Below are 11,193 nucleotides of genomic sequence, written 5' to 3'. Positions count from 1 at the left end.
CGGCATACCCGTTCACTCCGCGTGACTGGTGTACTGAGGTGTGCTCTTCCGATCGGGAGGCTGGTGCCGTGTGGGGATCGGGGTGGGAGTGGGCGGCCGTCGCGACGGCCGGAGCGGCGGCCGCGGCGGCCTGCTGGCTGGCCGTGGCGCTCGCCCGGGCGCGGCGGCTGCACCGGGCGGCCGTCGGCGAGCGCGGCTGGCTGCTGGAACGGGAGCGGGAGAGTGCCGCCCGGACCGCCGTGGACGCCGAACGGGCGCGGATCGCCGCCGAGTTGCACGACATCGTGAGCCACAACGTGAGCCTGATGGTGGTGCAGGCCGGGGCTGCGCGCGAGGTGCTGACCACCATGCCGGAGGAGGCCGCTGCGGCGATGGCCGCGGTCGAGGCGGCCGGGCGGGACGCGATGACCGAACTGCGGCACCTGCTCGGCCTGCTCGCCCCCGCCGCGGACGGCGGCGAGGAGCCGGCCGCGGACGGCTTCGCGCCGCAGCCCAGCCTGAGCCGGCTGAGCCCGCTGATCGACCGGTTCGCCTTCGCCGGGCTGCCGGTCGAGGTGCGGATCTCCGGCGAGCCGCGGCCGCTGCCCGGCGGCATCGACGTGACGGCGTACCGGATCGTCCAGGAGGCACTGACCAATGCGCTCAAGCACGGGGACGGGGTGACGGCGGAGGTGACGGTGCGCTACGCGGACCACTACCTGCGGGTGGAGGTGCTCAACAGCGGCCCGAGCGTGCTCTCCGGGGCACCCGCCGCGCCGGCCGGGCCGGGGCCGGACGGCGCCGGGCGCGGGCTGCTCGGCCTGCGCGAGCGGGTCGCGGTGTACGGCGGCGACCTGGACGCCCGGCGCCGGATCGGCGGCGGCTTCCGGGTCCGCGCCCGGATCCCGCTGGACCGGCCGTGACGGGGGGCCGCACGGACCCGGAGCAGCCGCCGGAGCGCCGTCCGCGGGTGGTGATCGCCGACGACCAGGAGCTGGTCCGCACCGGCTTCCGGATGATCCTCACCGCGCGCGGCATCGACGTGGTCGCCGAGGCCTCCGACGGCGACGAGGCGGTGGCCGCCGCCGTGCTGCACCGCCCGGACGTCGCGCTGCTGGACATCCGGATGCCCGGCACGGACGGCCTGGAGGCCGCCCGGCGCATCCTGGCCCGGGTGCCCGGCTGCCGGGTGATCATGCTGACCACCTTCGACCTGGACCACTACGTCTACGCCGCGCTGTCCGCCGGGGCCAGCGGCTTCCTGCTCAAGGACGTCACCTCGGCCCACCTCGCCGCCGCCGTACGGCTGGTGGACACCGGGGACGCGCTGCTCGCCCCCTCGATCACCCGGCGCCTGGTCGAGCGCTTCGCGGCCGGCGCGCCGCGCCCGGCCCCGGGCTCCGAGGGCCCGGCGCTGCACCGCGACCTCGCCCCGCTGACCCCGCGCGAGGCGGAGGTGCTCACGCTGCTCGGGCGCGGGCTGTCCAACACGGAACTGGCGCGCGAACTGACGCTCAGCGAGTCGACGGTGAAGACCCATGTGGCCAGGATCTTCGCCAAGCTGAACCTGCGCGACCGGGCGCAGGCGGTGGTGCTCGCCTACGAGACCGGGCTGGTCGCGCCGGGTGGCGGCTGACCGTCAACTCGCCGCCCATCCGCGCCGATTCGCGTGACTATCATCCGAATCTCACTCGTTGGAGTTAACTCTTCACCGAATTCCCCTTTTTGCCAATTCATGGGGCACCATCTGCATGTCCACGCCCGAGCCGGACCGACACACCTCGGGCGCCACCCCCCGGCACGACGACAACACTTGGACCGGCCCGTGACCACCAACCCCCCCGTGTGGGACTGCCCCTTCCACCACACCGACGGCCTGGAGTTCGACCCCCTCCTGAAGCGACTGCTCACCGAGGACCCGGTCGCCAGGATCCGGCTGCCGCACGGCGAGGGCGAGGCCTGGCTGGCCACCCGCTACGAGGACGTCAGGGTCGTCACCACCGACCGCCGGTTCAGCCGCGCCGCGGGCATCGGCCGCGACCTGCCCCGGATGACGCCCGCCCCGATCGCCCAGGCCGAGGCGATCAACCTGATGGACCCGCCCGCCCACAACCGGCTGCGCCGGCTGGTCGCCCAGGGCTTCACCACCCGCCAGGTCGAGCGGATGCGCCCGGCCACCCAGCGGACCGTCGACGGCTACCTCGACGAGATGACCGAGCACGGCGCCCCCGCCGACCTGATGCGCTTCCTCGCCGACCGTCTCCCGCTCGCCACCATCTGCGAGCTGCTGGACGTCCCCGCGGCCGACCGCGCCGAACTGCGCGGCCACGCCGTGGCGATGATGCGGATGGGCCCGGGCAGCCGGGACGGCCAGGAGGCCGCCAAGACCGCCCTGCGCGGCTACTTCGCCGAGCTGACCGCCGAACGCCGGGCCCACCCCGGCGAGGACCTGATCAGCGCCCTCGCCACCGCCCGCGACGGCGACGAACTGCTGGACCCGGACGAGCTGACCGTCATGGCGATGGTCCTGCTGGTCACCGGCCACGACACCAGCACCTACCAGCTCGGCAACCTCACCTACACCCTGCTCACCCACCCCGAGCAGCTCGCCGAGCTGCGCGCCCGGCCGGAGACGCTGCCGCGCGCCCTGGAGGAACTGCTGCGCTTCGTCCCGTTCCGCCAGGGCGTCGGCATCGCCCGGGTCGCCACCGAGGACGTCGAGCTGGGCGGCGTGCCGATCCGGGCCGGCGAGGCCGTGCACGTCTCCTACCTCACCGCCAACCGGGACCCGGCGGCCTACGAGCGCCCCGACGAGCTGGACCTCGACCGCGACGCCGGGCCCGTCAACATGACCTTCGGGCACGGCCAGCACCGCTGCCCCGGCTCACACCTGGCCCTGATGGAACTGCAGGTCGCCATCGGCACCCTGCTGCGGCGCTTCCCCGGTCTGCGGCTGGCCGTCGACCCCGCCGAACTCGACTGGAACTCCGGCTCGATCTGGCGCTTCCCGCGCACCCTGCCGGTGGCCTGGTAGCCGACTCCCCCACCTGCCGCCGCCCGCCCGCCGCCGCCCGTCACCCGCGGCCGCGCGGCGCCCGTACCGCTCCACGCATCCACCGGCCTGCCACCAGGCCCCCAGGGGAGACCCACCCATGGCAACTCTCTGCCGCCCGGCGATCGGCGTGCCCGAGCACGTCATCACGCTCGACGAGACCCTCGACCTGGCCCGCACCCTGCACGCCGGCCACCCCCAGCTCGGCCTGGCGCTGCGGCTGATCGAGAACACCGGGGTGCGCACCCGGCACCTGGTCCAGCCGATCGAGCGGACCCTCACCCACCCGGGCTTCACCGTCCGCAACGAGGTGTACGAGCGCGAGGCCAAGCGACGCGTCCCCGAAGTGGTCGAACGCGCCCTCGCCCACGGCGAGTTGACCGCCCGGGACATCGACCTGATCGTCTACGTGTCCTGCACCGGCTTCATGATGCCGTCGATGACCGCCTGGCTGATCAACACCATGGGCTTCCGCGCCGACACCCGCCAGGTGCCGATCGCCCAGCTCGGCTGCGCGGCCGGCGGCGCCGCCGTCAACCGGGCGCACGACTTCTGCCGCGCCTACCCGGGCGCCAACGTGCTGATCGTCGCCTGCGAGTTCTGCTCGCTCTGCTACCAGCCGACCGACCTCGGCGTCGGCTCGCTGCTCTCCAACGGCCTGTTCGGGGACGCCGTCGCCGCCGTGGTGATGCGCGACAACGGCGGGTACGGCGTACAGGTCGAGCGCAACGGCTCGCACCTCGTCCCGCACACCGAGGACTGGATCTCGTACGGGGTCAAGGACACCGGCTTCCACTTCCAGCTGGACAAGCGGGTGCCCGGCACCATGGAGATGCTCGCGCCCGCGCTGCGCGCCCTGGCCGGGGAGCACGGCTGGGACGTCTCCGGGCTCGGCTTCTACATCGTGCACGCGGGCGGCCCGCGCATCCTCGACGACCTGTGCCGCTACCTCAACCTGGAGCCGGCCACCTTCCGCTACAGCCGGGCGACGCTCACCGAGCGCGGCAACATCGCCAGCGCCGTGGTCTTCGACGCCCTGGCCCGGCTGTTCGCCGACGGCGGCGCGCCCGAGGGCACCACCGGACTGATCGCGGGCTTCGGACCGGGCATCACCGCCGAGATCTCACTGGGCAGTTGGGTCGGCGCACCGGCCGAGGCGCCACGCCCTCGCCGCCCGCGAGCCATCTCCACCTCCGACATTGCCCTCGTCCATCCGACCGCCCCCCGCCGTTTCCCGGCCGGCACTACCATCGCCGAATGACTGACACCACGGACCGCGCCGACACCTCCGCCAGAGCCGCCGAACTCGCCGCGAGGTTCCCGGCGTTGCACGCACCGCAGTACTGGAGCTGGGGGCGGTTCGACGCGCAGTTCTCCACCGAGCTGCCGCCGGACGCGCTGGTCACCAACATCCACCTGGTCGGCTTCGCGGACGGTCGGGTGGTGCTCTGCCGGGACGACCGGGACCACTGGTTCCTGCCCGGCGGCACCCGGGAGCGGGACGAGAGCATCGCCTCCTGCCTCGCCCGCGAGCTGGGCGAGGAGGCGGGCGCCCGGCTGCTCGGCGAGCCGCACTGGCTGGGCGCGCACCGCTGCCGCACCGAGGACCCGACGCCCTACCGGCCGTGGCAGCCGCACCCGGAGAAGGCCTGGCTGTGGGGCTGGGGCGAGGTGACGCTGGACTCCGCGCCGACCAACCCGACGGACGGCGAGCAGGTGGTCGAGGTCCGCGCGGTGCCGCCCGCGGAGGCCCAGCGGCTGCTGCTGACCGGGCACGACGCCTGGTGGGGCGAGCTGGTCGCGCTGGCGGTGGAACTGCGCCGGCAGGCCGGCCTGGGCTGAGAGCCCGGCCCGACGGCCGTTCCCGCGGCTGTGGAAGGTCACTTGAATGGCGGAACATCAAGTGAAGATGTCCGTTTTGTGATGGTATTACTCAGCCATGGACACCACTTCACTGGCCGTGGACTACCCGGTGCTCAGCATCTTCTGGACGATGCTGGAGTTCTTCCTCTGGGTCCTCTGGTTCTTCCTGCTTTTCAAGATCATCACGGACATCTTCCGCAGCCACGACCTCAGCGGCTGGGGCAAGGCCGGCTGGCTGGTCCTGGTGATCATCCTGCCCCTGATCGGCGTCCTGGTGTACCTGATCGCCCGCGGGCAATCGATGACCAAACGCGACCTCCAACAGGCCCAGGAGAACCAGGCCGCCTTCAAGGCCTACGTCCGGGACGCGGCAACGTCCGGGCCCGAGGCCGCCGGCCGCAGTCACGCCGACGAACTGGCGAAACTGGCGGACCTGAAGGAGAAGGGCGCCATCTCCGAGGAGGAGTACCAGAAGGCCAAGGAGAAGGTCCTGGCCTGAACGTCCGGACGGTCACGACGATCCGGACGGTCGCACGGCCGGGGCCGGTCGACGCGGTGGTACGCGTCGACCGGCCCCGGCCGTGATCCGTCCGTCCCGGCTCAGCGCCGCCCGGAGCGCCGGTCGCCCGAGCCGCCGTCGCCACCGCCGGTCAGGCCCGCGCGGCGCAGCGCGTCCGCCATGGCACTGTTGGCGGGCGCACCGCCGCCGGAGCCGCCCCGGTCACCGCTCCCGCGCCGGTCCTGGCCGCCACGGCCGCCCTGACCGCCCTGGTTGCCCTGACCGCCGCCGCGGCGCTCCTGGCGCGGCGGGCGGCCCTGGCGGTCGCCCCGGTCGCCCCGGTCGCCGCCGCGCTCGCGCCCGACCTCGTCGTCCAGCCGCAGGGTCAGCCCGATCCGCTTGCGCGGCACGTCCACCGTGAGCACCCGGACCTTGACGATGTCGCCGGGCTTGACCACCTCGCGCGGGTCCTTGACGAAGTTCTTCGACAGCGCCGAGACGTGCACCAGCCCGTCCTGGTGGACGCCCACGTCCACGAAGGCGCCGAAGGCGGCCACATTGGTGACCACGCCCTCCAGCACCATGCCGACCTCCAGGTCGCCGATCTTGTCGACGCCCTCCTTGAAGGTCGCGGTGCGGAAGGCCGGGCGCGGGTCGCGGCCCGGCTTGTCCAGCTCGCCGAGGATGTCGGTGACGGTCGGGACGCCGAAGGTGTCGTCGGCGAAGTCCGCCGGACGCAGCGCCCGCAGCCGCTCGCCGTTACCGATCAGCTCGCGCAGCTCCCCTCCGGTGGCGGCCAGGATCCGGCGCACCACCGGGTAGGCCTCGGGGTGCACGCTGGAGGCGTCCAGCGGGTCCGCGCCCCCGGGGATGCGCAGGAAGCCCGCGCACTGCTCGAAGGCCTTGGGGCCGAGCCGGGAGACGTCCTTGAGCTGCTTGCGGGTACGGAACGGGCCGTTGGCGTCGCGGTGCGCCACGATGTTGTCGGCCAGCGTGCCGGTGATCCCGGAGACCCGGGTGAGCAGCGGGGCCGAGGCGGTGTTGACGTCCACGCCGACGGCGTTGACGCAGTCCTCGACCACGGCGTCCAGCGAGCGGGAGAGCTTCACCTCGCTCAGGTCGTGCTGGTACTGGCCGACGCCGATCGACTTGGGGTCGATCTTGACCAGCTCGGCCAGCGGGTCCTGGAGCCGGCGGGCGATCGAGACCGCGCCGCGGATCGACACGTCCAGCTCCGGCAGCTCCTGCGAGGCGAACGCGGAGGCCGAGTACACCGAGGCGCCGGCCTCGCTGACCATCGCCTTGGTGAGATTCAGCTCGGGGTGGCGCCCCAGCAGGTCCTCGGCGAGCTTGTCGGTCTCCCGGGAGGCGGTGCCGTTGCCGATCGCGACCAGGTCGACGCCGTGCTTCGCCGCCAGCGCGGCCAGGGTGGCCAGGGCCGCGTCCCACTTGTTGGCGGGCTGGTGCGGGTAGATCGTGTCGTACGCGACGACCTTGCCGGTGGCGTCCACCACGGCGACCTTCACGCCGGTGCGGAAGCCCGGGTCCAGGCCCATGGTGGCACGGGTGCCGGCCGGGGCGGCGAGCAGCAGGTCGCGCAGGTTGGCGGCGAAGACCCGCACCGCCTCCTCCTCGGCCTCGGCGCGCAGCCGGGCGCGCAGGTCGATGCCGAGCCGGACCAGGATGCGGGTGCGCCAGGCCCAGCGGACGGTGTCGCCGAGCCACTTGTCGGCCGGGCGGCCGCGGTCCGCGATGCCGAAGCGGGCGGAGATGCGCTGCTCGTAGTCGTTCTCGCCGGGCAGGTCGCCCTCGGACTCGCCGTCGTACGGGGAGAGGTCGAGGTCGAGCACCTCCTCCTTCTCGCCGCGCAGCATCGCCAGGATGCGGTGCGAGGGGAGCCTGGTGTACGGCTCGGCGAAGTCGAAGTAGTCGGCGAACTTGGCGCCGTCGCCCTCCTTGCCGTCGCGGACCCGGGCGACCAGCCGGCCGCGGGTCCACATCCGCTCGCGCAGCGAGCCGACCAGGTCGGCGTCCTCGCCGAAGCGCTCGACCAGGATCGCCCGGGCGCCCTCCAGCGCGGCGGGGCCGTCCGCGACCGACTCGTTCAGGTACCGCGCGGCCAGCGCGGCCGGGTCCTGGCCCGGGTCGGCCAGCAGGGTGTCGGCGAGCGGCTCCAGGCCGGCCTCGCGGGCGATCTGCGCCTTGGTACGCCGCTTCGGCTTGAACGGCAGGTAGATGTCCTCCAGCCGGGCCTTGGAGTCGGCGGCGAGCACCCGGGCCCGCAGCGCGTCGTCCAGCTTGCCCTGGGCCTCGATCGACTCCAGGACGGCCGCCCGGCGGTCCTCCAGTTCGCGCAGGTAGCGCAGCCGCTCCTCCAGGGCGCGCAGCTGGGCGTCGTCGAGGGAACCGGTGACCTCCTTGCGGTAGCGGGCCACGAAGGGGACGGTCGCGCCGCCGTCGAGCAGGTCGACGGCAGCCTTCACCTGCCCCTCGCGGACACCCAGCTCCTCGGCGATCTTCCGCTCGATCGCCTGCTGGGCCTGCCGGGCCACCTGTTCGACTGCCGTGGTCACGAAGCCGGTCACCTTCTCCATCAGTGCTTGCGCCGTACGCCCTGCATTCTGGCAGGTGCCGACGACGACGCCCGGCCGCACCCGGGACGGCCGGGCGTGGCGCGCCGTCCGGCGCCGTGCCGGGCGGCTCCACCGAGGCTTGAGCGGCGCCCAGTTGCCGCTTCCTAGGCTGGCGGACATGGACACTCTGGATGCCGCCGCCGAGTTGGAGCGGCTCGCCGCCGCCAAGTACCTGCTGTTCACCACGTACCGGAGGAACGGCACTCCGGTCGCCACCCCGGTGTGGGTCGCGCGCGACGGTGACGCGCTGGTCTTCACCACCGTCACGAAGACGGGCAAGGTCAAGCGCCTGCGCAACCGTTCGGACGTGCTGGTCGGGCCGAGCGACATCCGCGGGAACCTGCTCGGCGCCCAGGTGCCGGCCGCCGCGGTGCTGGACCCGGACCGGGCGCCCGCCTACCGGAAGCTACTGCGGCGCAAGTACGGGCTGCTGTGCGCGGTGGCGCTGACCGCCAACGTGCTGCGCTTCGGCAAGGGTGGCACCATCGGGGTGCGGGTCACCTTCGACTGAACGTCCGCTGATCGCTTTCGAATGGCCTTCGGAATGTGCGCAGTTCGGGAATCGGGCTGAACGGTAACGACCAGCGCTGTACGCTGCCGGGCATGTGCGCTGCCACCCGGATGCACCCCGACGGGCCGGTGGTCGACGCGACCCTGGTCCGTCGGCTGATCTCCGTCCAGTTCCCGCAGTGGGAGCGCCTTCCGATCACCCCGGTCCCCGCCCCCGGGGCGGACAACGCGATGTTCCGCCTCGGGCCCGAACTCGCCGTCCGGCTGCCCCGGGTGGAGTGGGCCGCCGGGGGCCTGCGGCGGGAGCAGCAGTGGCTGTCCCGGCTGGCGCCGCGGCTGCCGCTGCCCGTCCCGGCACCGCTCGCGGTCGGCCGGCCCGCCGCCGGCTACCCGTGGGAGTGGTCGGTGCTGCACTGGCTGGACGGCGCCAACCCGGCCGTCAACGCGCTGGCCGCGCCCCAGGCCCTGGCCCGCGACCTGGCCGGCTTCGTCAACGCGCTGCGCGCCGTCGACCCGGCCGGCGCCCCGCCCTCCCAGCGCAGCGCCCCGCTCGCCTCCCGGGACGGTGCCACCCGCGCGGCCATCGCCCAGCTCTCCGGCTCGATCGACACGGGCGCCGCAACCACCCTGTGGGACAAGGCGCTTCGGCTGCCCGAGTACGCCGGCCCGCCGGTCTGGATGCACGGCGACCTCACCCCGGGCAATCTGCTGCTCGCCCCCACCGGGCGGCTCTCCGCCGTCATCGACTTCGCCCTGATGGGCGTCGGCGACCCGACCGCCGACCTGATCGTCGCCTGGAACCTGCTGCCCGCCGCCGCCCGGCCGGCCTTCCGCGCCGCCCTGCGCGCGGACGAGGCGATGTGGGCCCGCGGCCGCGCCTGGGCCTTCTCCATCGCCCTGGTGACGATCCCGTACTACCGCCACACCGACCAGGCGCTGACCGCCAACGCCCGCCACGTCGTCCGCGAGGTGCTCGCCGACCGCAGCGCCTAGGCTCCGTCCGCCGTGCACGGTGGCGGCACTCCCGGGCCGGGACACGCCCGCCGGAGGACCGGGTCCAAAACCTGTCCCGGTCAATCCCCGCTGCTAGCCTGAGGCGCATGACGGGACTGCGGGAGCTGAAGAAGGAGCGGACCCGGCGGGCCATCTCCGAGGCGGCCATCGCGCTGTTCCTGGAGCACGGCTTCGACCGGGTGTCGGTGGCCGACGTCGCGGCCGCCGCCGAGGTCTCCAAACCGACGCTGTTCTCCTACTTCCCCACCAAGGAGGACCTGGTCGTCCACCGCTTCGCCGACCACCAGGAACAGGCCGCCGAGGTGGTCCGCGCCCGGCCGCCCGGCGAACCGGTGCTCGACGCGCTGCTGCGGGACTTCCTGGCCGGGCTCACCCGGCGCGACCCGGTCACCGGCCTCAACGACCACCCCGCGGTGCTCGCCTTCACCGGCCTGGTCCACGGCACCCCCAGCCTGGCCGCCCGGGTCGGCGAGTACGTGGCCCGCGCCGAGCGGTCGCTGGCCGAGGCGCTGCGCGCGAGCCCCGGCCTGCCCGGGCCGCAGGAGCTCACCGCCACCCTGCTCGCCGCCCAGGTCACCGCCACCCAGCGGGTCCTCGCCCTGCACAACTGGCGCCGCATCCGGGACGGCCGCACCGCCGACGAGCTGTACGCCGAGGCCGTCGGGGACGCCACCGGCGCCTTCGACCTGCTCGCCCACGGCTACGGCCCACCCCGCGGCGAGCGGCCCGCCGCTGACTAGAGTGCGCGCATGACGACGCGTCACCACTCCTTCGATGCCCTGCACAACTTCCGCGACCTGGGCGGCTGTGCGGCCGCCGGCGGACGCTCCGTCCGGTGGGGGCTGCTGTACCGCTCCGACTCGCTCGGCAAGCTCGACTCCCCCGCGGACCTCGACCGGCTGCACGCCCTCGGCGTGCGGACCGTGATCGACCTGCGCTACCCCTGGGAGATCGCCGCCAAGGGCCGGGTGCCCGCGTTCGAGGGCCTGGAGTACCACAACCTCTCGATCGAGCACCGCCCGTACGACCAGGCCGAGATCGACCCGGAGCTCGACCCGTGGCGCTACCTCGCCGACCGCTTCGCCGAGGTCGCCGAGGACGGGGTGAAGGAGATCCGCCAGACCCTGGACGTGATCACGGCCGCCGACGCCCCGGTGGTCTTCCACTGCGCCTCCGGCAAGGACCGCACCGGGCTGATCGCCGCCCTGCTGCTCACCCTGCTCGGCGTCGGCGAGGACGACATCGCCGCCGACTTCGCCCTCACCGAGCTCGCCACCCCGCACTTCGTCGCCGACTGGCACGCCGCCCACCCCGGCCGCACCCTGCGCTGGCCCGCCTTCGGGCGCGCCCCGGAGGCCGTCATCCGGCTCACCCTCGCCGACCTCGCCGACCGCTACGGCTCGGTCGAGGCCTACCTCACCGGCACCCTCGGCATCGACCGGGAGCAGACCGCCGCCCTGCGCGCCCGCCTGCTGACCGGCTGAGCCCCGCCTCCCCGCGCGGGAAGTCGGTCGGCCCGACGTCCGGCGCGGCAGCGGCCCGCCGGGGCTTCCGGAGGTGTCAGAGCCGCCCTAGCGTCGGCGTCCGCCCCGGGCGGGGCGGCTGCCGCCCTTGCCGGAGCGGGGCCCGGCCCCTCCTCCGGC

11 protein-coding genes are annotated in these 11,193 nt (G+C 74.0%); 10 read left to right on the top strand and 1 reads right to left on the bottom strand.

The annotated features are described in order from the left end of the window. The first annotated feature begins 68 nt into the window (after window positions 1-68). The 6 genes from ACIQOV_RS09600 (at window position 69) to ACIQOV_RS09575 (ending at window position 5,393) form a co-directional block, all read left to right on the top strand. Window positions 69-902: a sensor histidine kinase gene (locus tag ACIQOV_RS09600; RefSeq protein ID WP_401046800.1), complete on the top strand. Its 834-nt coding sequence runs from the start codon at window positions 69-71 to the stop codon at window positions 900-902. After that, entirely contained in the window at window positions 899-1,615 is a 717-nt protein-coding gene (locus ACIQOV_RS09595) for a response regulator transcription factor (RefSeq protein ID WP_359915336.1), read from the top strand. Before ACIQOV_RS09600 ends, ACIQOV_RS09595 begins: the two co-directional genes overlap by 4 nt. Before the next feature lie 189 nt (window positions 1,616-1,804). Then, complete coding sequence (locus ACIQOV_RS09590; RefSeq protein ID WP_401046797.1) at window positions 1,805-3,013, top strand: cytochrome P450; 1,209 nt, start codon at window positions 1,805-1,807, stop codon at window positions 3,011-3,013. 118 nt (window positions 3,014-3,131) lie between these two features. Further along, window positions 3,132-4,292 carry a type III polyketide synthase gene (locus ACIQOV_RS09585; protein WP_401046794.1) on the top strand — a complete coding sequence of 387 codons (1,161 nt, stop codon included), beginning with the start codon at window positions 3,132-3,134 and terminating at the stop codon, window positions 4,290-4,292. Further along, the gene (locus ACIQOV_RS09580; RefSeq protein WP_401046791.1) at window positions 4,289-4,873 is read left to right on the top strand and encodes an NUDIX hydrolase; all 585 of its coding nucleotides are present in this window, start codon (window positions 4,289-4,291) and stop codon (window positions 4,871-4,873) included. The genes ACIQOV_RS09585 and ACIQOV_RS09580 overlap by 4 nt, the downstream gene beginning before the upstream one ends. 97 nt (window positions 4,874-4,970) lie before the next feature. Beyond that, window positions 4,971-5,393 (top strand): SHOCT domain-containing protein, encoded by a 423-nt coding sequence (locus tag ACIQOV_RS09575; RefSeq protein WP_401046789.1) that lies wholly within the window; start codon window positions 4,971-4,973, stop codon window positions 5,391-5,393. A 101-nt stretch (window positions 5,394-5,494) separates the two neighbouring features. Here the strand turns inward: ACIQOV_RS09575 and ACIQOV_RS09570 are convergent, their stop codons facing one another. Next, entirely contained in the window at window positions 5,495-7,966 is a 2,472-nt protein-coding gene (locus ACIQOV_RS09570) for a Tex family protein (protein ID WP_401046786.1), read from the bottom strand. Between the two features lie 178 nt (window positions 7,967-8,144). On the opposite strand from ACIQOV_RS09570, the gene ACIQOV_RS09565 reads away from it, so the two are divergent. The 4 genes from ACIQOV_RS09565 (at window position 8,145) to ACIQOV_RS09550 (ending at window position 11,034) form a co-directional block, all read left to right on the top strand. Next, the gene (locus ACIQOV_RS09565) at window positions 8,145-8,537 is read left to right on the top strand and encodes a PPOX class F420-dependent oxidoreductase (RefSeq protein WP_359912243.1); all 393 of its coding nucleotides are present in this window, start codon (window positions 8,145-8,147) and stop codon (window positions 8,535-8,537) included. A 92-nt stretch (window positions 8,538-8,629) separates the two neighbouring features. Further along, a complete protein-coding gene (locus tag ACIQOV_RS09560; RefSeq protein ID WP_401046784.1) occupies window positions 8,630-9,529 on the top strand; it encodes an aminoglycoside phosphotransferase family protein in 900 nt (299 codons plus the stop codon). Window positions 9,530-9,636: 107 nt separating this feature from the next. Further along, complete coding sequence (locus ACIQOV_RS09555) at window positions 9,637-10,290, top strand: TetR family transcriptional regulator (RefSeq protein WP_401046782.1); 654 nt, start codon at window positions 9,637-9,639, stop codon at window positions 10,288-10,290. 9 nt (window positions 10,291-10,299) lie between these two features. Further along, on the top strand, window positions 10,300-11,034 hold the full coding sequence (locus ACIQOV_RS09550; protein WP_401046779.1) for a tyrosine-protein phosphatase: 735 nt from the start codon (window positions 10,300-10,302) through the stop codon (window positions 11,032-11,034). The last annotated feature ends 159 nt before the right edge of the window (window positions 11,035-11,193 follow it).

It is taken from the genome of Kitasatospora sp. NPDC091257 (assembly GCF_044757675.1).
GTDB lineage: Bacteria > Actinomycetota > Actinomycetes > Streptomycetales > Streptomycetaceae > Kitasatospora > Kitasatospora lactacystinica.
Note: the sequence above shows the minus strand (reverse complement) of the source record. Positions and strands in the feature narration are given on the sequence as shown.